A 22,518-nucleotide genomic window follows, 5' to 3' on the forward strand; every position below is an offset into this window, starting at 1 on the left:
ACAGGAGAAAACTCGTGAAAAAACATGTGGTTGTGTATAAAAAGCTGGCCGAACCGCTGCTGGCGCGCTTGCGCGCCGAATGCGAGGTGACGTATTTCGAGGCGATCGACGCGGGCAACCGCGCCGCGTTCGCCGCCGCCATCCGCGGCGCGCATGGATTGCTGGGCGCCAGCGTGCGCCTGGACCGCGAACTGCTGGACCCGGCCTTGGACCTGCGCATCATTTCCACCATTTCGGTGGGCGTCGACCAGTTCGACGTCGACTACCTGCGCGAACGGGGCATCCTGCTGGTCAATACGCCGGACGTGCTGACGGAAACGACGGCCGACACGATCTTCGCGTTGATACTCGCCAGCGCGCGGAGGGTCGTCGAGCTGGCCGAGTTCGTCAAGGCCGGGCGCTGGACGCGCAGCGTGGGCGAAAGCCAGTACGGCGTCAACGTGCATGGCAAGACCATCGGCATGCTGGGCATGGGCCGCATCGGCCGCGCCGTCGCCCGCCGCGCCGCGCTGGGCTTCGGCATGCAGGTGCTGTACGTGAACGGCGAAGCCGTGCCCGAGGTGGAAGCGGCGCTGGGCGCGCGCCAGGTGGCGCTCGACGAGCTGCTGGCCGGCTCCGATTTCGTTTGCGTCGTGCTGCCGCTGACGGCGCAGACGGAACGCATGGTGGGCCGGCGCGAGTTCGCGCTGATGCGCCCCGGCGCCATCTTCATCAACGGCTCGCGCGGGCGCATCGTCGACGAGGCGGCGCTGATCGAGGCGCTGCAGCAGGGCACCATCCACGGCGCCGGCCTGGACGTGTTCGAGCGCGAACCGCTGGCGCCGGACAATCCGCTGCCGCGCATGGCCAACGTGGTGGCGCTGCCGCACATCGGCTCGGCTACGCACGAAACGCGCTACGCCATGGCGCAGCAAGCTGTAGATAACCTGCTGGCCGGCCTGCGCGGCGAGCGGCCGCGCCACCTGGCCAGCTAAGAACAGTATTTATAAAAGAATAGACAGGGCAAGAGATGAAGAACAAGGTAGCAAGGGCAATGATCATCGGCGCGGGCGCCTGCGGCGGCCTGTGCTCGGCGCAGTCGAACGTGGCCATGTACGGCATCGCGGACCTGGGCGTGGTGTCCGAGAGCGGCGGTCCCGGGGGCAGGGTGCTCAAGCTGACCAGCGGCATCGCCAACGGTTCGCGCCTGGGTTTCAAGGGCAGCGAAGACCTGGGCGGCGGCATGACGGCGATCTTTACGATGGATGCGGGCATCCTGGCCGACACGGGCGCTTCGGCCTAGGGCGGCCTGCTGTTCGGGCGTCAGGCCTTCGTCGGCCTCGCCGGTGCGGCGGGCACCTTGCGGCTGGGCCGCCAGTACACCTTCATCGATAGCAGCCTGGGCGTGCTGGACCCGTTCTACCTGGGTTTTGCGGGCAGGATGAGCAACGTCTTCACGGCCGGCTACATCAGCCGGGTCGACAACAGCATCAGCTACAGCTCGCCCGTGCGCGGGGGACTGTCCGGCGAACTGGCGTACGGCTTCGGCGAAGTGCCGGGCGACGCTTCGGCCAGGCGCTACATGGGCGCGGCGGCCACCTATGCCAGCGGGCCGCTGTATGTGCGCCTGGCGCACCAGGATGCCAACACCCTGTCAAGCGCGCTGGTGGCGGGCCGGGCGCGCAACACGGTGCTGGGCGCCACCTGGGACTTCGGCGTGGTTAAGGCGCACGGCGCCGTCGCCGTCAGCAAGAGCACGGCCGGCGCCGCCACCACGGTCGACAGCGCGGACCTGATGCTGGGCGCCACCGTACCCGTGGGCCCGCACCGCATCCTGTTCTCGTACGTGCGGCGCGACGACCGGCGCGCCGCCAACGGCGACGCTTCTCAAATTGGCATCGGTTACACGTACGCGCTGTCGAAGCGCAGCACCTTGTACGCGGCCTACGCGCACATCGACAACCGCAACGGCGCCGCCTACCTGGTGGGCAACGCCACCGACAACGGCACCGGCAACCAGGCCTGGAACCTGGGCCTGCGCCACACTTTTTAACTGGAGAATCGAATGAAGAAAACCGGATGGATTTTGGTCGGCGCCAGCACCGTGGCGCGCGAATGGATGGTCGACGCGATCCGCCAGCAGGGCGATGCGGAAGTGCTGGCCGTGGTCAGCCGCGACGCCGCGCGCGGCGCCGCCTTTGCGGAGCAGTTCGGCATCGCCGCCAGCTATACCGACCTCGATGCGGCGCTGGCGCATCCGGGCGCGGATGCCGTGTACATCAGCACCACCAACGAATGGCACATGGCGCAGACCTTGCAGGCGGCGCGCGCGGGCAAGCACGTGCTGTGCGAGAAGCCGCTGGCGCTGAACCTGGAGGACGCCCGCCGCATGGTCGACGGCTGCGCCGAGGCGGGCGTGGTGCTGGGGATTAACCACCACCTGCGCAACGCCGCCAGCCACGGCAAGGTGCGCGAGCTGATACGCGCGGGCGAGATCGGCCAGCCCCTGTATTGCCGCGTGCTGCACGCGAACAACCTGCCGCAGCACCTGCGCGGCTGGCGCCTGGATGCGCCGGAATCGGGCGGCGTCACGCTCGACATGTTCGTGCACGACGTCGACACCCTGCGCTTCTTGCTGGACTCGGAACCGCGCCACGTCACCGCCTGCGCCACCAGCGGGGGCATGACGGTGGCAGGGCTGGAAGAGGGCCTGATGGCCGTCATCGAGTTCGACAACGGGACTTTGGTACAGGTGCACGACGCGTTCAACGCGCCGTATTCGCTGTCCGGCGTGGAAATCATCGGCAGCAAGGGCACCATCTTCGCCACCGGCGTGATGACGCAGCGCCCCGTCGGCACCATCAGCCTGACGCGCGACGGCGGCAGCATCGACATCCCCGTCGAGCACGAAAACCTGTACGTGCGCTCGGTGCGTGCCTTCCAGCGCGCCATGCGTGGCGAAGGGCAGCCGGCAGCCACGGGCGACGACGGCATGCGCGCGCTGGCGACGGCGCTGGCGGCGCAGCAGGCGAGCCGCAGCCACCAGCGCGTGACCCTGGCCGATTGACGGCCTGCGGCAGACGTAAAAAAGCCGCCTGATCGCAAAATCAGGCGGCTTTTTATCGGCTGGCGTCCGTGATTATTCTTCGCGGCGCAAGTGCGGGAACAGCAGGACGTCGCGGATGTTCGGCGAATCCGTGATGATCATCATCAGGCGGTCGATGCCGATGCCGCAGCCGCCGGCTGGCGGCATGCCGTATTCCAGCGCGCGGATGTAGTCGGCGTCGTAGAACATCGCCTCTTCATCGCCGGCGTCCTTGGCGGCCACTTGCGCCAGGAAGCGGGCCGACTGGTCTTCCGCATCGTTCAACTCGGAGAAGCCGTTGGCGATTTCGCGGCCCACCATGAACAGCTCGAAGCGTTCCGTGATGCCGGCCACCGTGTCGGAAGCGCGCGCCAGCGGCGACACTTCGACCGGATAGTCGATGATGTAGGTCGGTTCCCACAGCTGCGCTTCAGCCGTCTCTTCGAACAGCGCCAGTTGCAGCGCGCCCAGGCCGGCCGTGGCGAACGGCTTGACGCCGAATTTTTTCAGCTCTTCCTTGATGAATTCGGCATCGTTCAACTGCCCGGCGGTGTAGCCTGGAGCGTACTTGTTGATCGCTTCGACGATGGTCAGGCGGTGGAACGGCTTTGCCAGGTCCAGCTCGCGGCCGCCGTAGGTCAGGGTGGCGGTGCCGTGCGCGTCGATGGCGGCCTGGCGGATGACGGCTTCCGTGAAATCCATCAGCCATTTGTAGTCGGTGTAGGCCGCGTAGAATTCCATCATCGTGAATTCCGGGTTGTGACGGATCGACACGCCTTCATTGCGGAAGTTGCGGTTGATTTCGAACACGCGGTCGAAGCCGCCCACGACCAAGCGCTTCAGGTACAGCTCGGGCGCGATGCGCAGGAACATCTGCATGTCGAGCGCATTGTGGTGCGTGATGAACGGCTTGGCTGCGGCGCCGCCCGGAATCGTGTGCAGCATCGGCGTTTCCACTTCCATGAACTCGTTCTTTTCCATGAAGCGGCGGATCGACGAGATGGCGGCGGTGCGGGCCTTGAAGGTGCGGCGCGTCTCTTCGTTCATGATCAGGTCGACGTAGCGCTGGCGGTACTTCGTTTCCTGGTCGGCCAGGCCGTGGAACTTGTCCGGCAGCGGGCGCAGCGACTTGGTGATCAGGCGCAGTTCGGTGACCTTGATGGTCAGTTCGTCCGTCTTGGTCTTGAACAGCGTGCCTTGCACGCCCAGGATGTCGCCCAGGTCATAGTGGTGCAGGGCGGCCATGGCCGCTTCGCCGGTGAGGTCGAGGGTGGCGTAGATCTGGATGCGGCCGTCGGCTTTCGGGCCGGAAGCGTCCTGCAGGGTGGCGAAGGCGGCTTTTTTGCCCGCTTCGCGCTTGAGCATCATGCGGCCGGCCAGCACCACGTGTACGGGGTTTTCTTCCAGCTCTTCGCGCGTCTTGCCGCCGTATTGCGCGTGCAGATCGGCCGCCTTGTGCTCAGGGCGGAAATCGTTCGGGAAGGCGACGCCTTGTTCGCGCAGTGCTGCCAGCTTGACGCGGCGCTCGGCGATGATCTTGTTTTCATCGGGGGCGGCGGCTTGTTCTTGGATATCCGTAGTCATGGTGTTCTTCGTTGGTGATTATTGATGATGTGGTGCCAGCGCTGGCGCCACGCTGGCAAACAGTGCGTCGACGTCGAGTGCGGAGAAATCCGGCACGATGGCAATGATGTTGTCGAATGCGGCAAACGCCTCGGCCGGCAGGGTGGTGGTGAGTACCACGACGCGCATGCCGGCGCGGCGCGCCGCTTCCACGCCCAGGGGCGCGTCTTCGAAGACGATGCAGTTGTGCGGCAGCGCGCCGGCCAGCTGCGCGCCTTTCAGGAAGACGTCCGGGTGCGGCTTGCCCCGTTCCACGTCGGCGGCGCCGACGATGGCGTCGAAGCGGTGGCGCAGGTCCAGACCGTCGAGCGTGAACGCGATATTCTCGTTTGGCGCGGCCGTGCCGACCACCAGCCCGATGCCGTGTTGGCGCGCGCTGGCGATCAGCCGGTCGAAACCGGCGACTGTCGCCAGATGCGGGCCATACAGCTCGCGATAGACGACTTCCTTTTCCGCCAGCAGGGTGACGTGGTCGGCATCCTCGCCCAGGTACTTGGCGATGATTTCGCGGCCCTGCCGTCCCGCCGTGTCGCGGAAAAAGGCGTCCGCGTCCAGCGCATGACCGTGGCGTTCAAAGAACGCCAGCCACGATGTCGTGTGGAAGGCCATGTTGTCGACGATCGTGCCATCCATGTCGAACAGGAAGGCGCGCTGCGTCGGCGCCGGAGCGGATGCGTTCATCCTTACACGCCTTGCTTGAGCGAGGCGGAGATGAACTCGTCGATGTCGCCATCGAGCACGCCCTTGGTATTGCCCGTCTCGAAACCGGTGCGCAAGTCCTTGATGCGGGACTGGTCCAGCACGTAGGAGCGGATCTGGTGACCCCAGCCCACGTCCGTCTTCGAGTCTTCCAGCTTTTGCTGTTCGCTCATGCGCTTGCGCAGTTCATGCTCGTACAGTTTCGCTTTCAGCATTTCCATCGCTTCGGCGCGGTTGCGGTGCTGCGAACGGTCGTTCTGGCACTGCACCACGATGCCGGTCGGCGCATGGGTCATGCGGACGGCGGAGTCGGTCTTGTTGATGTGCTGACCGCCGGCGCCCGACGCGCGGTAGGTATCGACGCGGATATCGGCCGGGTTGACGTCGATTTCGATCGAATCGTCGACTTCCGGATACACGAACAGCGACGTAAACGAGGTATGGCGGCCGTTGGCCGAGTCGAACGGCGACTTGCGCACCAGGCGGTGCACGCCCGTTTCCGTGCGCAGGAAGCCGTAGGCGTGATCGCCCTCGACCTTCAAAGTGGCCGTCTTGATGCCGGCGACCTCGCCGTCGGATTGCTCGAGGATTTCGACCTTGAAGCCCTTGCGTTCGCAATAGCGCAGGTACTGGCGCAGCAGCATCGAGGCCCAGTCCTGGGCTTCCGTGCCGCCGGCGCCGGCCTGGATGTCGATGAAGCAGTTGTTCGGGTCCATCGGATTGTTGAACATCCGGCGGAATTCCATGCTTTCGATGACCTTGCGGATTTCCTGCACGTCCTGCTCGATCGCTTCCAGGGTCTCGTCGTCGCCTTCTTCGCGGGCCATGTCGAACAGGTCGCGGGTGTCGCGCAGGTCGGCATCGGCCTTGGCCAGGGTGAAGACGATCGCTTCCAGCGCCTTCTTCTCTTTACCGAGGTCCTGGGCGCGCTTGGGATCGTTCCAGACGGTCGGATCTTCCAGCTCTTCGTTGACTTGCTCTAGTTTCTCCGACTTGACAGTGAAGTCAAAGATACCTCCGAAGTTCGGCTTCGCGGACCGTCAGGTCGTTGAGCAGGGCGGAGATGATATTGATGCGTTCGGCTTCCATAATGTTCTGGTCTTCTATGGTGAAATCAAACCTTGAATTATACGCGAGCGCGGCGCGTTTCCACTGCCGCCGCGGCGCAATTGCCGCCGCACGGGGCAATAAAATGGCGATTTTGCTGTATTTGCGACAATATTTTTGCCTTGATGATGGCTATCGTGCTGCGTATGATGCTGGCGATATTGTCTTTCCACAGGAATACATCATGCTTCAACTTCCCCGTCTCGCCCTGTTACCGCTGCTGCTGGCCGGCTGCGGCGCCTTGCCGCCCGCCACCCACGGACCCGCGCCGGCGCCATCGGCCGCGCCGGCCGGCAGCAGCGCCACCCTGGCCCTGCTGGAGACGACGGACTTGCACGCGAATGTGCTCAGTTATGATTACTACAAGCTGCAGGAGGAACCGTCGATCGGCCTGGAACGCACGGCGGCCCTGATCGCCCAGGCGCGCGCGCAATTCCCGAACAATCTGCTGCTCGACAACGGCGACACCATCCAGGGCACGGCGCTGGCCGACTACCAGGCATTGGTCAAACCGCTGGCCTGCGACCAGACCCTGGCCATCTACAAGGCGATGAATTTGCTGAAAGTGGACGGCGGCGGCATCGGCAACCATGAATTCAACTACGGCCTGGCGTTTTTGAGCCAGGTGACAGGCAACCGCTTTGACGTCGACAGCGTCGACGCCGGCAAGCCGCGCTGCGCCGGTCCCGCGTTTCCGCAAGTGCTGGCCAACGTCTACAGCGTCAAGACGGGCAAGCCCCTGTTTGCGCCATATCACATCATCGACAAGCAGATCACGGCCACCGGTCCCGATGGAAAACCGGTGACCAGCAGCGTGAAGGTGGGCATCATCAGCTTCGCGCCGCCCACCATCATGGCCTGGGACAAGCGCTGGCTGGAAGGGCGCGTCTACACGCAGGGCGTGCGCGAGACGGCGGAAAAATTCATTCCCGAGATGCGCGCGAAGGGCGCCGAACTGGTGGTGGCGATCTCGCACGGCGGCCTCGATGACAGCCCGTACTCGCCCACCATGGAAAACGGTAATTACTACCTGTCGCAAGTGCCGGGCGTGGACGCCATGCTGATCGGCCACTCGCACCAGCTGTTCCCGAACGCCGCCAGCACGGTGCCGCAGTTTAATTTGCCCGGCGTCGACAAGGTCAAAGGATTGGTCAACGGCGTGCCCACCGTGATGGCCAATTTGTGGGGCAAGCACCTGGGCGTGATCGGCTTGCGCCTGCGCCACGACGGCAAGCAGTGGGTCATCGACAAGAGCGCCACCACGGTGGAAGCGCGCGGCATCCAGAACGCGGACAAGAGTTATGTCACTCCCGATGCCGCCATCGCCACACTGGTAGCCGAGGAGCACGCGGCGACGATTGCCTACGTGCAGACACCGGTCGGCGCCACGGATTTCCGCATGTCGACGTATTTCGCCGACGTGGGCGACGTCAGCGCCATCGAAGTGGTGAACCAGGCGCAATCGAATTATCTTGCCGCCTACGTGAAGGCGAACCTGCCGCAGTACGCGCACCTCCCCGTGCTGTCGATGTCGTCGCCGTTCAAGAGCGGCTCGGCGGGCGTGTCCGACTACACGGACGTCAAGGCGGGCAACGTGGCGCTGAATAATGCGGCCGACCTGTATTTGTATCCGAACGCGCTGTACGGCGTGAAGATGAATGGCGCGGAGCTGAAAGCCTGGCTGGAACAGTCGGCGCAGCGCTTCAACACCATCGACCCCAACAAGCTGGAAGCGCAGGAGCTGGTCAACACGGCCCACCCGAGCTACAACTTCGATACGATCACGAGCGCCGACGTGCGCTACCAGATCGACGTCACGCAGCCGCCGGGCCGGCGCATCCAGGCGCTGACGTACAAGGGCAAGCCCGTGGATTCCAGCCAGGAGTTCCTCATCGCGACGAATAACTACCGCGCCAGCGGCGGCGGCAATTTCCCTGGCCTCGACGGCAGCAAGACGGTGGTGGCCTCGCCCGACAACAACCGCGAACTCTTGATCGCGTACGTCACGCAGCAGAAAAACCTGACGCGCGCGAAAAACGGCTCGGCGCGCAGCTGGCGCTTCGCCAGGGCCGCCACCAAAGGTCCGGTAGTGTTCCACTCGGCGCCGGGCGTGATCGACCTGGCCAAAGCGGCCGGCATTGACAACGTGACGCAGCTGAAGCTTGATGATGGCGCGGGCAAGGGCTTTGCGCTGTATCAAGTGGACCTGTCGAAGTGAAGGCATGGTTGTTTGCTATCGCCCTGGCCGTATCGCCGCTGGCATCGGCGGCACCGGACCTCACGGCCCGGGCCAAGGTCTTGATGCGCGCGGGAGCAGCGACCCAGCCGCAGGCGCGCGTCCTGTTCGAACAGGCGGCGGGGCAGGGCAGCGGTCCCGCCGCGTATTACCTGGGCTTGATGCTCAAGAACGGCATGGGCGGGCCGCAGGACGGCGCCGCCGCGCTGCGCTGGCTGGGACTGGCCGCACAACGGGGCGTGGCGCCCGCCATGTTCATCGCGGCGAACATGCTGCTCGAAAGCGACGAGGCCAGGGCGCGTTTCTGGCTCGACGCCGCCTGCGACCTGGACTACCCGGAAGCGCTGCAGCAGAAATCCGTCGCCCTGGCCGAAGGGCAGATGGGCTATGCGCATAGCGAGGAGCAGTCCTTCCTGTACCTGAAGATGGCCACGCATGCGATGGGGCACCGCGCCGCCGAGCCGTGATCTACGCGGATGCCTTCGGCCTGGCCCGCAGGCTGGCCGCCGCCTCGCCGATGGCGAACGGGTCGCGCGACAGGATGGCGGCGCCCAGGTCGACCAGCCTGGCCGCCGCAACGATGGCGGCCTTGACGTCGGCGATGCGCTTGAGCTGCGCCTTGCCCTTGGCGATGGCGCCCTCGATGTCGCCGCGCGCCTGCTCGGCGCCTTCGGCCGTCAGGTAAATGCCGTAGGCGCGGAACAGGGCCACCATCTGGTCCAGGTGATTTTCATATTGCTCCAGCAGCGCGTGCTCGTCCGGCGCCAGCGCTTCCCGTTCGCGGATGCGCAATTCCAGCACCAGGCTTGACGCTTGCGCCAGGCTGTCGGCGATGGCGTAGCTTTGCTCTTTCGTCAGTTCGGTCAGTGGGGCCATGGGATTCTCCGGTGGGCCTGTCGTTTACCAGCGGGCGGGCGCATAGAACGCCGCCTGCCGCTGCAGCGTGTCGACGTCGCGTGAAAACTGCGCCAACTGCCGTTCCAGTTCGGGCGCCTGCAGGCGGTCGAAATTGGCCCGCAGCGCGGCCACGCTCGCTTGCAGCGCATCGACGGCGGCGACATACGCGGCGACGATCTTTTCCCTCTCCTGCAGTTGCCGGCCTTCCAGGTGCAAGCGCGTGCGGACGTAGTTGGCGGCCAGCGGTTCGCGCGGCGCGGCCTTGTCGACGGCGCCGCGCAGCAGGTCCAGGTCGCGCAATTCGTCCTGCAAGCCGGCCCGGTAGCTGCGCTGCGCATACTCCTTGAGCGCATTGCTGACGATATCGACGGCGTCCTGCTCCTCGAGCAAGTCGCGCAGGGCCGATTTCTGCCGGCGCTGCGTGGCCAGGCGGCTCAGGTGCTCGCTCAGCTTGACGACCTTGGCCAGCTTGTCCGCATCGAGCAGGGGCGCGCCGGCGCCCGGCTGCGCCAGGCCGCCCAGCGCATCGCCCAGGCCGGAAAACTCTTCCTTGTAGACGGGCAGCTTGTCGTCGGCCAGCGCCGCCATGGTCTGGGCATAGCGCAACAGGACGTCGTTCAGGCTGGCGATCGACGCGCTGGCCTGCGCGATGGCGGCGCAATCGGCGCGCGCCGCCTGTTCGCTCGCTTGCGCATCGAAACGCTCGGCCAGGATCAGACGCTTGCGCATGGCCTTGTCCATGCAGCTGTGGACGCCGCCGGCCAGCATGGGTTCGAAGTGGACCGACATCTTTTGCGTCTGGTCGGCGAAGCTGCGCACGGGCGCCAGGTTGGTGGCGCAGCCGCCCAGCAGCAGACTGGCGCTGGCGGCAAGTAGCAGGTGGGGAATGGACGGGTTCGACGGGCGCTGCATATGGCCTCCATGCGGTAGCAGTGGCTGACGGGGCCGGCGCGCACGCGCTGGCATGGCCGACGTTAGCATGCTGAACAATGGCAGTATTGCGTCAGATCAGCCCGCCGTGAAGTCGTCCGGCGGCCCCGCATCGGTGGCAGCACTGTTGCCAAATGGTGCAGTGTGTTCCAATTTGCCTCATATTTTCCTTACAAAAGACTGACATCGGACGGGTAATGTAGTCTTTTTCGCATGCTGCGACGCGTCATATGTAGTTGTTGCTGGGGCATGTTTACTCACCTACAATGATTTATCGATGGGGCGGTTATCCAGCGTACGACTATAAAAATAAGTGGCATTTAAAACGTTGTAGCAGAGGAGATGACAATGAATTTGAAACAGAAATTGCTCGTGGCAAGTTTGGTTTTGGGTTTCTCGCAGGCGGCAGTCGCAGCCGACCCCATCAAGATCGGCGTGTCCGGACCGTTTACGGGCGGTTCCGCGCCGATGGGCGTGTCGATGCGCGACGGCGTCAAGCTGGCCGTCGCGGAAATCAATGCCAAGGGCGGCGTGCTGGGCCGTTCCTTGCTGCTGATCGAGCGCGATGACGAAGCGAAGAACGAACGCGGCGTGCAGATCGCCCAGGAACTCATCAACAAGGAAAAGGTCGCTGCCACCGTCGGCTACATCAACACGGGCGTGGCCCTGGCTTCGCAGCGCTTCTACCAGGAAGCGAAAATTCCCGTGATGAACAATGTGGCGACGGGTTCCATCGTCACCAAACAGTTCGCCGACCAGCCGGAAAACTACATCTTCCGCAATGCGGCCAATGACACCATCCAGTCCGGCATGATCGTGCATGAAGCGATCGAGAACCGCAAATTCAAGAAAGTGGCGATCCTGGCCGACTCCACCAATTATGGCCAGCTGGGCCGCGAAGACCTGGAAAAGGCGCTCGACAAGAAGGGCATCAAGCCCGTTGTCGTTGAAAAATACAACATCAAGGACGTCGACATGACGGCCCAGCTGCTGAAAGCCAAGCAGGCGGGCGCGGAAGTCGTGCTGACCTACGGCATCGGCCCGGAACTGGCGCAGATCGCCAACGGCATGGAAAAACTGGGCTGGAAAGTGCCGCTGATCGGCAGCTGGACCCTGGCCATGGGTAACTTCATCGACAACGCGGGCAAGAACGGCAATGGCACGCGCATGCCGCAAACCTTCATCCAGGACGCCAGCACGCCGAAGCGCAAGGCTTTCATCGACGCCTATGTGGCCGCCTACAAGCCGTCGGGCGGACGCATGCCGTCGGCCGTCTCGGCCGCGCAAGGCTACGATTCCATCTACCTGCTGGCCGCGGCCATCACGCAGGCGGGCGGCACGGATGGCCCGAAAGTGCGCGCCGCGCTGGAAAACCTGAATGAGAAGGTGGAAGGCGCCGTCACCACCTACAACAAGCCGTTCAGCAAGACCAACCATGAAGCGATCACGGCAGACCTGACGGTCTTCGGTGAAGTCAAGGACGGCAAAGTCGTCCTCGCGAAATAAGCCTGGCAGACATTCGCCGCGCAGTGGCCAGCCTTGAGGAATCAGGACTGGCCATTTTTTTATCTCCCATCCTTCGGGGAATACCATGGAAATCTTCCTGCAGCTCGTCTTCAGCGGCATCGCGCTGGGCATGATCTATGCCGTCATCGCCTTCGGCTACCAGCTGACCTTTGCCACGTCCGGCACCCTCAATTTCGGCCAGGGCGAATCCCTGATGCTGGGCGCGCTCGTGGGCCTGTCCCTGGTGGGCACCATCCACGGCGGGCCGTACATGAGCTACCTGCTGATGATCCCCATCGTCATCGTCTTCGGCGCCTTGCAGGGCGTGTTCGTCGAATGGATAGGCGTGCGGCCCGCCATCAAGATCAAGTCCGAATTCGGCTGGATCATGTCGACCATCGCGCTGGCCATCATTTTCAAGAACGTGGCGGAAAACATCTGGGGCAAGGATGACCTGATGTTCCCGTCGCCCCTGTCGGCCGCGCCGTTCCAGGTGTTTGGCGCGAACGTGCAGCAGATGCAGGTGGCCGTCATCGTCGGCGCGCTGGCCATCATGCTGGCCGTCGAAGTATTCAACCGCAAATCGATCTACGGCAAGGCCGTCGTGGCGACGGCGAACGACCGCGACGCGGCCGGTTTGATGGGCATCAACACGGGCATGGTCATCACCTTTTCCTACGCGCTGTCGTCGGCCACGGCCGCCTTTGCGGGCGTGCTGGTGGCGCCGCTGACCTTGACGGGGGCCACCATGGGCGCCTCGCTGGGCCTGAAAGCGTTCGCCGTGGCCATCATCGGCGGCCTGACGTCGGGCGTGGGCGCCATCGTCGGCGGCCTGATCCTGGGTATCGCGGAAACGACCACCGGCTACTACATTTCCACCGGCTACAAGGAAGTGCCCGGCCTGCTGCTCTTGCTGCTGGTGCTGGCCGTGAAACCGTCCGGCCTGTTCGGCAAAGCCGCGATCAAGAAAGTCTGAGGACCACATGAACAAGAAAATCACCATGCTGGCGCTGAGCGCGGCGGGCCTGGCCGCACTCGTGCTGTTCCCCGTCGTCATTCCGAACCCATATTACATCCACCTGGCCGAGACCATCTTGATCTACGCCATCCTGCTGTTCGGCCTCGATATCGTCGTCGGCTACACGGGGCAGGTGTCGCTCGGTCACGCGGGCCTGTTCGGCATCGGCTCATACGCCACGGGCGTGCTGGTGTTCAAGCTGGGCGCGCCGTTCTGGCTGGCCATCCCCGCCAGTATCGCGGGCGCGGCCCTGTTCGGCGCCATCCTGGCCTTGCCGGCCCTGCGCGTGACGGGACCCTACCTGGCCATGGTGACCCTGGCCTTCGGCACCATCGTGCAAATCCTGATCAATGAAATGAGCTTCCTGACGGAAGGCCCGATGGGCATCAAGATCCACAAGCCCGTCCTGTTCGGCCACAAATTGACGGAAGTGGAGTACTACTACATGGTCGCCGCGCTGCTGGTGATCTCGCTGGTGGTGGTGCACCGCATCCTGAAATCGAACCTGGGACGCGCGTTCGAAGCGCTGCGCGACAGCCCCATCGCTTCGGACTGCATGGGCGTGTCCGTCTACCGCTACAAGGTCTACGCCTTCGTCATCAGCGCCGGTTTCGCGGGCCTGGCCGGCAGCCTGTACGCGTATTCGGAAGAGTATATCTCGCCGAATACCTACAACTTCGAGCTGACGATCCTGTTCCTGCTGGCCGTCATCATGGGCGGACGCAAGACGCGTTCGGGCGCGCTGATCGGCGCCTTGATCGTTGTCATGCTGCCCAGCCTGCTGTCGGACATCGAATTGTTCCGCAAGATCGCCGTGTCCGCCGCCGTGCTGGGCGTGATCGGTTCTGCCTTCATGCTGGCGAAAAAACGCTCCACCGTGCGCGGCGTGCTCGTGCCCCTGGTGGCCACCATCGGCCTGGCCGCGTTTTCCTACAAGCTGGAAAACATGGTCGACTGGCGTTTGACCATCTTCGGCCTGATGACCTTGTTTGTCGTGTATTACCTGCAGGACGGCATCGTGGGCTTCTTGATGAGCTTTATCGGCAAGGGCCGGGGCCATGTGCAGGCCGTCGCTTCGCATGGCGTGGCGCCGTTCGACCACGCCCAGGGCGGGCAGCAGGGCGCGACCCTGCTGCGCGTGGACCAGGCGCTGATGCAGTTCGGCGGGCTGAAAGCGCTGAACCAGGTGGACCTGAACGTCACGCAAGGCTCCGTGCATGGCTTGATCGGGCCGAACGGCTCGGGCAAGAGCACGATGATGAACGTGCTGACGGGGATCTACAAACCGACGGCGGGCAAGGTGGAATTTGCCGGCGCCGTCATTTCCGGCCGCACGCCGTCCGAAATCGCCCTGGGCGGCGTGGCGCGCACCTTCCAGAACGTGCAGCTGTTCGGCGAGATGACGGCCACCGAGAACGTGCTGGTGGGCCTGCACAACACTTTCAGGTCGAATGTGCTGGACGTGATGCTGCACACGCCCCGTTACAAGCGCGAAGAGAAGGCCGCGCGCGAGCGGGCCGCCAGCATCCTCGAATTCGTGGGCCTGGCGGACCTGGCCAACGAGGAGGCGCGTAATTTGCCGTATGGCAAGCAACGGCTGCTGGAAATCGGCCGCGCGCTGGGCCTCAACCCGCGCCTGCTGCTGCTCGACGAGCCGGCGGCGGGCCTGACGGCGCCCGACATCAAGGAACTGATGGCCATCATCCGCAAGATCCGCGAGCACGGCATCACCATCATCCTGATCGAGCACCACATGGACGTGGTGATGGCCCTGTCGGACGTGGTGACGGTGCTGGACTTCGGCCAGAAGATCGCCGAAGGCGCGCCCGCGCTGGTCCAGAGCGATCCGAAAGTGATCGAAGCCTATTTGGGCGGCAGCGCCGATACCCTGAGCCCTGCGGCGCACTGAGAGGAAGACCATGCTGACCATTAACAATCTGCACGCCGCCTACGGCAAAGTCGAAGTCCTGCACGGCATTTCGCTGGAAGTCCCGAAGGGCAAACTGGTGACCCTGATCGGCTCGAACGGGGCCGGCAAGACCACCACCATGCGCGCCATTTCCGGCATGCTCAAACCGAAATCGGGTACCGTCACCCTGGGCGGCAAGGATGTCACGGGCCTCGACTCGCACCGCATCGCGCGCGCCGGCCTGGCCCATTCGCCAGAAGGGCGCAGGGTCTTTGCCTCGATGTCGGTGACGGACAACCTGCTGCTGGGCGCTTTCCCCCGCTTTACGCGGGCGCGCCCGAAAGGCGACATCAAGGGCGACCTGGACAAGGCCCTGGAGCTGTTTCCCCGCCTGAAGGAGCGGCGCGACCAGCTGGCCGGCACCTTGTCGGGCGGCGAGCAGCAGATGCTGGCCATGGCCCGCGCCGTGATGCTGAACCCCGAAGTGATCCTGCTGGACGAACCGTCGATGGGCCTGGCGCCGATCCTGGTGGAAGAAGTCTTCCGCATCATCACGCGCCTGAAGGCCGAAGGCGTGACCATGCTGCTGGTCGAGCAATTCGCCGCCGCCGCCCTGAACGTGGCCGATTACGGCTACGTGCTGGAAAACGGCAGCATTTCCGTGCACGGGCCGGCCGAAAGCCTGAAAACCGATCCGAAGGTGATTGCGGCGTATCTGGGCGGAGGGCACTGATGCTGGCCTGACAAGGCGCTTGCTGCGTATTGTCAAATCCTCTACACTGCGCTCTTCATTTTTCGCAGTGTAGAAAAGGCCTCATGCGCAGCGCCAGCCCGATTTCCCTGGTTTTCCCTCCGCTTTTTTTGCTGCTCTTGCCAGTGCTTGCCTGCGCCGAGGAGGCGCCGCTGCAGAAAGTTGAGGTTACCGCCGCCAGCGGCCTGCAGCAGCGTCGCGACGACACGGCCGCGAAGATCATCGTCAGCCGCGACGACCTGGTTCAATATGGCGACAGCAGCCTGGCCGCTGCCCTGAAGCGCCAGCCCGGCGTCTCCGTCGTCGGCGGCGAGGTGCGCATGCGGGGCCTGGGCGCCGGCTATACGCAAATGCTGATCAACGGCGACCCCGCGCCGCCCGGTTTTTCCATCGAATCGATCGCGCCTGAGATGATCGAGCGTATCGAGATTTTACGCAGCGCGACGGCCGAATACAGCATGCAAGCCGTTGCCGGCAGCATCAACGTGATCTTGCGCAAGGGCGCCAGCGGCGCCGAGCGCGAATGGAAGCTGGGCGCGGGCCGGCAGGATGGCCGCTGGCAGCCTGCCGCATCCTTGCGCGTGGCGGACAAGCTGCCCGGTTTTGCCTATTCGCTGACGGGGGCGGTCGAACGCACGGCCGATGACGTGGCGGGCAGCATGACTGAAACAACGTCCGATCCGGCCGGCATGCTGCTGGCGCTGCGCGATACGCGCACGCGCAACGCTTCCTCCGTCAACAAGGCCAGTCTGACGCCGCGCCTGCACTGGACCCTGGACAATGGCGACGCCATCACCTGGCAAAGCCTGCTGGACTGGTACCGCACGGGGTTTGACGGCGTGGCCAGCGAGACGGCCTTGCTGGGCATGCCCACGGCGTATCCGCGCAATGGCGCCACCTCGCAAGCGAGCGTGTTTTCCGCGCGCAGCGACGTGAGCTGGACGCACGCGCTGGGGGCGGCGGGCAAGCTGACGGCCAAACTGGGCGTCAATCACAACCGGCGCGACACGGATTACGCGTTTCATGGCGCGGCGGCCTATGGCGCGCCCCTGCTGCTGCGCGGCGTGGTCTCCGACGCCGTCGACGACAGCGTCAGCAGCAGCGGCAAATACCTGGCCCGGCTGGGCGGCGGCCACGCCCTGAGCCTGGGCTGGGACGGCAGCCTGATACGCCGCAGCGAGTCGCGCCGCCAGCGCGACACCTATCTTGCCGGTGGCGCGCCGTATGCGCTCGATGAAGACTACACGGCCGACGTGCGGCGCCTGGCCCTGTATGCGCAGGATGAATGGGACGTGACGCCGCGCCTGCAAATGTATGCGGGCGTGCGCTGGGAAGGCTTGCAGACGGCCACCGAAGGCCGCACCCTGAGCGAAGTGCGCACGCGGGCCAGTGTCTGGAGCCCCGTGGCACAGCTGCTGTGGAAGCTGCCGCAGCAGGAACGCGACCAATTGCGGCTGGCGCTGGCGCGCACCTACAAGGCGCCCGCCACGCGCAACCTGGTGCCGCGCCGTTACACCATCAATAATGGCAACAGCGCCAACAATCCCGATTTTCAGGGCAATCCCGAACTGCGCCCGGAACTGGCGTGGGGGCTGGACGCGGCCTGGGAAAGCTATTTCGGCAAGAGCGGCGTGGCCAGCCTGTCGGGCTACGCGCGGCGCATCGGCGACGTCACCGTGCAGCGCCTGTTCCAGCGCGATGGCATCTGGACGGCCAGCCCGTTCAACAACGGCACGGTCACGGTGCGCGGCATCGAGATGGATGTGAAGCTCCCCCTGCGCACCTGGTGGGCGCAGGCGCCCGATCTCGACATGCGCGCCAACGCGGGGCGCAACTGGTCCAGCGTCGCCGCCGTGCCGGGACCAAACAACCGGCTGGCCAGCCAGGTGCCTGCCACGCTCAACCTGGGACTCGACTGCCGGCTCTCGCCGGGGATGAGCATGGGCGGCAATCTGCACGTGCAGACGGGCGGCCTGGCGCGGCTCGATGCGCACGCGGGCAGCCATGCGGGCGTGCGCCGCGCACTCGACGCATATGCGCTGTGGCAGCCGGACGCGACAACGCGCGTACGGCTGTCGGCGGCCAATCTGCTGCGCCAGCAGCAGCTGCAAGGGCAATCGTACGTGGATGAGGCGGGCCGCAGCGACAGCGTGACGCGCCTGGACGGCAGCGCGTCGCTGCGCCTGATGTTCGAGCGCAGCCTGTAGGCATCAGTGTTTGGTGGGTTTTTCCTGCTGCACCAGGATGAACGGGCTGACGACGACGGCCCACAGGGACGCATCGGCCGCCTGCCAGTCCAGCGCCTGCTGGTCCGACACCTTGGCGACCTTGCCATCGACCATCCATTGCGTGATGGTGGCCTTGTCGTCGTGCGAGATGCGCACGGCCACTTCGACCAGGTCCAGTTCATTGGCGACCCAGACGACATTGCCCTGGGCGAAGTGCTTTTCCAGTTCGCTCCAGGCCAGGCGGGCCGTTTCGCTGTTTACTTTGAGGCGCAGTTCGGTGTCTTTTTCAGGATTGGTTTGCATGCGAAATATCAATGTTCGGTGAGTCGGGTGCCGTTGCGCGCGGTTTATTTGCCAGGCAAGGCTTCCACCTGCGGCGTCGGCGTACCCTGCCATGTTAACCGATAGGCGGCGCCTTTGCGAACATTGCCCACCAGGGCGGGGCGGAAGCAGGCCAGGTTGGTGCCGCTGGCGTGCCGGACGCTGGGGAAGATCACGCCCATGGAACCGGCCTCGAGCAGGATGGCGGCCAGGTCTTGCGAGGCGATGTAGCTGGCCGGGTCCAGGCAAGCCTGGTAGCGCTCCTGGCCGCGCAGGTCGTGGAAGCTGGCGGAGAAATCGGCCAGCAGCGACTGGTAGCTGACGCTGTCGTCAAAGTAATCGATTTCCTGGTATTCCACGGTCTTGTGGAAGACGATTTCGGCCAGCGCCGTTTTCATGTCGAAGGCGCAATACCAGGCGCCCCGTTCGCCATCGTTGAAACGCGCCCCTTCCGGGCGGGCATACGTGTAGGCGGCGTTGATGATGCGAAAGTGCGGCACGCCAAAAACCAGCTCGTCCACGCCAATTCCTGGCGCGCCGCCGTACTCGGCCACCAGGCGCGCATTCGTCGCGTTATCGAGTTCGAACAGCTCGCGCAGGTGGCCGTCGTCCTCGGCCAGCGGCGCCAGCACGGAATCCTCCATGTCGGCGAAGCGCGACGGGATCAGGCGGCAGGTGTCGATCTGGCGCAAGGCGGCCAGCGGCGGCAGGGTCGAATTCGCGGCGGCCGGCACGATCACAGTCCTCCGCGGCGTGCGTCGAGCAGCTTGCGCACGGTCTGCATGGCCAGCAAGCCGCCGGCCAGCATCTGCGACAGGGGCGTGCGGCCGCCGAAGACGGGATTCTTGTTGGGCAAGCTCACCCATTCGTCGGCCAGCTTGTCGCCGTACAGGATGTGCAGGGCCTTGTAGATGCCCAGCAAATAGGAAATGCGCGTGATGCGGTCCACTTCCAGCACGCGGTCCGGGTGCTTCTTCCACTCGTACCAGGCGCTGCTGGACAAACCGCCCAGCAGTTCGCGCGCATCGTCGTCGCGCAGTTTCCACGCGGCGGCCAGCTTGAAGAAGCCTTTCAGGGCCGCTTGCGACAATCGCTCGCGCTCGGCCTTGGCATTCAGGTCGACGAGCACGGCCGGCTCGAAGCGGCTCTTGGGGTAGGCGTAGGCGAGATTCATGGCATGTCCTTTAATAAACTCCGTTTATGGATTATTTATACTCCTTTTTTGGATTCATTGCAACGGCCGCGCGCATGAAAAACGGGGCGCGGCAGGACGTGTGTCCCGCTGCGCCCCGCAGGGTGGCCGGCTGCGCCAGCTTATCTTGCCGTGACGGTCACCGGCACGTTCAGCTGCGCCGTCAGGCCGTTACTGTCCAGCGCCACGACCTTCAGCGTATAGCTGCCGGCCACCGGTTGCGGCCAGGAGGCCGTGATGGTCATGCCGCTCATGGAGAACTGCATGCCCAGCGGTGCGCCGATGATCGAGATCCACAGCGCGTTGGCGCCGGGCGCCGTCAGCACGATGCTGCCGCTCATGGCCTTGCCCGCCACGCCCGTCATGGCGGCGGCGCTGATCGTGGGGCCGGCGGCGGCGATTTTCACCGTGGCCACGGCCTGGCCCGTCAAGCCCGTTTTCGTATCCTTGGCGATGACGGTCACGCTGTAGCTGCCCAGTACGGGGCTGGCCCAGCTGACGACGCCGGCGGCGTTGACGGTCATGCCGGCCGGCGCGCCCGACAGGCTGTAGGTGACGGGGTTGGGCGCCACCGTCGTGGCGGCGAACGACAGGGCCACGCCGGGCTTGCCGCTGACGCTGGCGACCGTCACCACGGGCGGCAGCGGGGCGGCGATGGCCACCGTGTACAGCCCCTTGCCGCTCAGGCCAGTCTTGCTGTCCGTGGCCGTCACGGTGACGGCGTAGGTGCCGGCCACGGGCGCGGCCCAGCTCACGAGGCCGGCGCTGCTGATGGCCATGCCGGCCGGCGCGCCGGCGAGCGCGTAGCTGACGGGATTGGCGGCCGTGACGCTGACATTGAACGCCAGCGCCGTGCCCACCTTGCCCGTGATGGCGCCGGCCGCGACGACGGGCGGCGCGACGGGGGCGATGACGATGCCGTACACGCCCTGGCCGCTGAGGCCAGTGACGGTATCCTTGGCCACCATGGTCACGGCATACGTGCCCGCAATGGGGGCGGCCCAGCTGACCACGCCCGTGGCGGCGATGCTCATGCCGGCCGGCGCGCCCAGCATGGCGTAGCTGAGGGGATTGGCTGCGCTGGCCGAGACGGTGAACGACAGCGGCTTGCCGGCCGCGCCGCTGATGCTGGCCGGCGCCACCACGGGAGCTGCCGGGGCGATCTGCGTGCCCGACAGGCTGGCCAGCAGGCTTTTCACGTTCGGCGTGCCCAGGCCGCCCAGCGGGTCATAGCCGACCCTGGCCGTGCACACGCTGCAGGTGCCGTTGCTGCCCCGCGTGATGTCGGCAAAGCTGCTGGCGAAGGTGCCGGGCACGCTGGCGATCTGGCCGTACAGCATGCTGTGCGGCAAGCCGAGCGCCGTCTTCGCCTGCAGCGCGCGGCTGGCGTTGGCGATGGCGACCAGGCCGGCCCATTGCGGCGTGGACAGGCTGGTGCCGCCGATGCTGAGCCAGCTGGCGGTGCTGCTGCCCTGCGCCATCACGGCCGTGTACTGGCCCGTGGCGGGGTCGGCATTGAAAGCCACGTCGGCCACGTTGCGGCGCAGCAGGTTGGTCAGGCCGGGCACGCTGGCCGTCTGGTAGCTGGGCAGGGCCGTGTAGGCGCTGATGCCGCCGCCTGTGCCGGACCAGGCCGCTTCGCTGCGCACGCCGCTGCCGCTGTAGCTGAGCGTGGTGCCGCCCACGGCCAGCACGTTGGGTGACACGGAGGGCCATGACACGCCGCTGCCCGAGTCGCCCGTGGCGGCCAGGTAGCTCATGTTCTTGCCCGTGAAGGCGCTGTCGACGGAGGCCGTCCAGCTGCCTTCGGCGGCGCCAAAGCTCATCGAGACGACGCCAGGCCCCATCAGGTTGGCCAGGCGCACGGCGCCCAGCAGGCTGTTGATGGAAGCGTCGGGCGCCTCGATCAGCACGATGCGCGCCAGCGGCGCCGTGGCGTGCGCCCACTGCACGTCGAGTGCGATTTCCATGGCCCAGCCCGAGTTATAGGCGGGCGCGGTGGCCGTCATGGTGCTCGATGGCGTGTTGTACACGACGGAAAATTCGCAGCCGCTGGCCGGGGCGGGCGGCAGGGGCAGGCTGGCATTCGTGGCGATGGCCTTGGTGGTGCAGCCGGGCAAGCCGAATTTCTGGTTGAAGATGGCCAGTTCGGCGGCCGCGTTCGGGTTATGCATGGCGTCGACGATGTAGATCGTCTGTCCCGCGCCCAGCTGGGCCGCCTGGGCCGGCGTCAGCGCCGTGCCCGCCGCCGGCAGGGCAGGCAGGTCGTAGGCGGCGCGGATTTGCGCGGGAGAGTAGGTGGCCACGACGCTGCTGCCGGCCATCGGTGCGACGGTGTCCGCCGCACCGCCGGACAGCAGCGGCGCACTGTCTTGCTCCGCCTGCTGCGCGGCAGCGATCTTTTGCGCCGTCAGGCGCCGCGTGGACATCTCCGCCATGGCGCGGGGCACGCGCTGCATGTGCGGGCGCCAGTGGGCCGAGCCGCTGCTGTTGGCGTTGTCGCGCCCGTCAGGCGCATCGAGCAGGGCCGGGGCCGCATGGAACATCGGTTGCGCCACCAGCGCGCCGACGGCGGCGGGGATGACGGGTACCTCGACGCTGAACTGTGTCGCGGCCGTGGCGATGGCGGCGGGCGGTGCCGATGTCTCCTGGCCGGGGCCGCAGGCGCCCAGCAGGATGGCGGCCGTGGCGCCCAGTAACAGGCGCCCGTGACGGGGATGCAGGGGGATGAATTTTTTCATGGCGAAACTCTCCGAGTTGGGCGAGGGCCACATCTCGACAATGCATCCAGGCTGGCGCCGCGCGCTGGCGGCCCCGGCCCTGCATTGGCAGCCCCGCTGCCGTGGCGCTTGCGCGCGGTAGGCCGGTGGCTTTGCGTCCCCGCCTTTCGACGGGTTTGCCCTCAGAACTGATCAAGCATCATGAGAAATTACCTGATGCGTTATCGATTCTAGCGAATTTGCCAAATAAGTGTTAACTATTTTCAATCAACATTTTTATTTTTGCCATACAATGTGGCGAATTTGCCCATTTTCCC

18 protein-coding genes, 1 pseudogene and 1 riboswitch are annotated in these 22,518 nt (G+C 65.3%); of the genes and pseudogenes, 10 read left to right on the top strand and 9 right to left on the bottom strand.

Annotated elements, in window-relative coordinates; all coding sequences use genetic code 11:
* Positions 1 to 14: 14 nt before the first annotated feature.
* The 3 genes and pseudogenes from AC1RJW_RS05750 to AC1RJW_RS05760 all read left to right on the top strand — a co-directional run bounded on the left by AC1RJW_RS05750 (position 15) and on the right by AC1RJW_RS05760 (position 3,046).
* Positions 15 to 974: a 2-hydroxyacid dehydrogenase gene (locus AC1RJW_RS05750; RefSeq protein WP_493044148.1), complete on the top strand. Its 960-nt coding sequence runs from the start codon at positions 15 to 17 to the stop codon at positions 972 to 974.
* A 59-nt stretch (positions 975 to 1,033) separates the two neighbouring features.
* Positions 1,034 to 2,032, top strand: a pseudogene (locus AC1RJW_RS05755) (porin).
* Between the two features lie 12 nt (positions 2,033 to 2,044).
* Positions 2,045 to 3,046 (top strand): Gfo/Idh/MocA family protein, encoded by a 1,002-nt coding sequence (locus AC1RJW_RS05760; RefSeq protein WP_493044149.1) that lies wholly within the window; start codon positions 2,045 to 2,047, stop codon positions 3,044 to 3,046.
* A gap of 72 nt (positions 3,047 to 3,118) precedes the next feature.
* Here the strand turns inward: AC1RJW_RS05760 and lysS are convergent, their stop codons facing one another.
* From lysS to prfB, 3 genes are all read right to left on the bottom strand, one after another.
* Positions 3,119 to 4,648 carry a lysine--tRNA ligase gene (lysS, locus tag AC1RJW_RS05765; RefSeq protein WP_493044150.1) on the bottom strand — a complete coding sequence of 510 codons (1,530 nt, stop codon included), beginning with the start codon at positions 4,646 to 4,648 and terminating at the stop codon, positions 3,119 to 3,121.
* 18 nt (positions 4,649 to 4,666) lie between these two features.
* Positions 4,667 to 5,368 (bottom strand): HAD family hydrolase, encoded by a 702-nt coding sequence (locus AC1RJW_RS05770; protein ID WP_493044151.1) that lies wholly within the window; start codon positions 5,366 to 5,368, stop codon positions 4,667 to 4,669.
* Positions 5,369 to 5,370: 2 nt separating this feature from the next.
* Positions 5,371 to 6,475 (bottom strand): peptide chain release factor 2 gene (gene prfB / locus AC1RJW_RS05775; protein ID WP_150130978.1). Its coding sequence is split into 2 segments (ribosomal slippage): positions 5,371 to 6,393 and positions 6,395 to 6,475, totalling 1,104 coding nucleotides; the frame shifts between segments, so codons are not numbered across the junction.
* 202 nt (positions 6,476 to 6,677) lie between these two features.
* Between prfB and AC1RJW_RS05780 the strand changes: the two genes are divergently transcribed.
* A complete protein-coding gene (locus tag AC1RJW_RS05780) occupies positions 6,678 to 8,711 on the top strand; it encodes a bifunctional 2',3'-cyclic-nucleotide 2'-phosphodiesterase/3'-nucleotidase (protein ID WP_493044152.1) in 2,034 nt (677 codons plus the stop codon).
* Between the two features lie 8 nt (positions 8,712 to 8,719).
* On the top strand, positions 8,720 to 9,196 hold the full coding sequence (locus tag AC1RJW_RS05785) for a tetratricopeptide repeat protein (RefSeq protein ID WP_493044153.1): 477 nt from the start codon (positions 8,720 to 8,722) through the stop codon (positions 9,194 to 9,196).
* Between the two features lies 1 nt (position 9,197).
* Here AC1RJW_RS05785 and AC1RJW_RS05790 read toward each other — a convergent pair whose 3' ends face one another.
* Both AC1RJW_RS05790 and AC1RJW_RS05795 read right to left on the bottom strand, forming a co-directional pair.
* On the bottom strand, positions 9,198 to 9,605 hold the full coding sequence (locus tag AC1RJW_RS05790) for a hypothetical protein (protein WP_493044154.1): 408 nt from the start codon (positions 9,603 to 9,605) through the stop codon (positions 9,198 to 9,200).
* Between the two features lie 24 nt (positions 9,606 to 9,629).
* Positions 9,630 to 10,538, bottom strand: a complete 909-nt coding sequence (locus AC1RJW_RS05795) for a hypothetical protein (protein WP_493044155.1) — start codon at positions 10,536 to 10,538, stop codon at positions 9,630 to 9,632.
* Positions 10,539 to 10,904: 366 nt separating this feature from the next.
* Between AC1RJW_RS05795 and AC1RJW_RS05800 the strand changes: the two genes are divergently transcribed.
* The 5 genes from AC1RJW_RS05800 to AC1RJW_RS05820 all read left to right on the top strand — a co-directional run bounded on the left by AC1RJW_RS05800 (position 10,905) and on the right by AC1RJW_RS05820 (position 17,947).
* Positions 10,905 to 12,062, top strand: a complete 1,158-nt coding sequence (locus AC1RJW_RS05800) for an ABC transporter substrate-binding protein (protein ID WP_046682990.1) — start codon at positions 10,905 to 10,907, stop codon at positions 12,060 to 12,062.
* 85 nt (positions 12,063 to 12,147) lie between these two features.
* Positions 12,148 to 13,038, top strand: coding sequence for a branched-chain amino acid ABC transporter permease (locus tag AC1RJW_RS05805; RefSeq protein ID WP_010398938.1), 891 nt, complete (start codon positions 12,148 to 12,150; stop codon positions 13,036 to 13,038).
* A gap of 7 nt (positions 13,039 to 13,045) precedes the next feature.
* Positions 13,046 to 14,989: a branched-chain amino acid ABC transporter ATP-binding protein/permease gene (locus AC1RJW_RS05810; RefSeq protein WP_493044156.1), complete on the top strand. Its 1,944-nt coding sequence runs from the start codon at positions 13,046 to 13,048 to the stop codon at positions 14,987 to 14,989.
* Positions 14,990 to 14,999: 10 nt separating this feature from the next.
* The gene (locus tag AC1RJW_RS05815; RefSeq protein ID WP_099410178.1) at positions 15,000 to 15,722 is read left to right on the top strand and encodes an ABC transporter ATP-binding protein; all 723 of its coding nucleotides are present in this window, start codon (positions 15,000 to 15,002) and stop codon (positions 15,720 to 15,722) included.
* An 83-nt stretch (positions 15,723 to 15,805) separates the two neighbouring features.
* Complete coding sequence (locus tag AC1RJW_RS05820) at positions 15,806 to 17,947, top strand: TonB-dependent receptor plug domain-containing protein (RefSeq protein WP_493044157.1); 2,142 nt, start codon at positions 15,806 to 15,808, stop codon at positions 17,945 to 17,947.
* Positions 17,948 to 17,950: 3 nt separating this feature from the next.
* Here the strand turns inward: AC1RJW_RS05820 and AC1RJW_RS05825 are convergent, their stop codons facing one another.
* From AC1RJW_RS05825 to AC1RJW_RS05840, 4 genes are all read right to left on the bottom strand, one after another.
* Positions 17,951 to 18,271 (bottom strand): DUF2288 domain-containing protein, encoded by a 321-nt coding sequence (locus AC1RJW_RS05825; protein ID WP_326456020.1) that lies wholly within the window; start codon positions 18,269 to 18,271, stop codon positions 17,951 to 17,953.
* A gap of 44 nt (positions 18,272 to 18,315) precedes the next feature.
* Positions 18,316 to 19,023 (bottom strand): RES family NAD+ phosphorylase, encoded by a 708-nt coding sequence (locus AC1RJW_RS05830; RefSeq protein WP_493044158.1) that lies wholly within the window; start codon positions 19,021 to 19,023, stop codon positions 18,316 to 18,318.
* A 2-nt stretch (positions 19,024 to 19,025) separates the two neighbouring features.
* The gene (locus AC1RJW_RS05835) at positions 19,026 to 19,463 is read right to left on the bottom strand and encodes an MbcA/ParS/Xre antitoxin family protein (protein WP_070254193.1); all 438 of its coding nucleotides are present in this window, start codon (positions 19,461 to 19,463) and stop codon (positions 19,026 to 19,028) included.
* Positions 19,464 to 19,603: 140 nt separating this feature from the next.
* A complete protein-coding gene (locus tag AC1RJW_RS05840) occupies positions 19,604 to 22,222 on the bottom strand; it encodes a S53 family peptidase (RefSeq protein WP_493044159.1) in 2,619 nt (872 codons plus the stop codon).
* An 83-nt stretch (positions 22,223 to 22,305) separates the two neighbouring features.
* Positions 22,306 to 22,392, bottom strand: a riboswitch (cyclic di-GMP riboswitch).
* Positions 22,393 to 22,518: the final 126 nt, after the last annotated feature.

Source organism: Janthinobacterium sp. GW822-FHT07A03 (assembly GCF_058798815.1).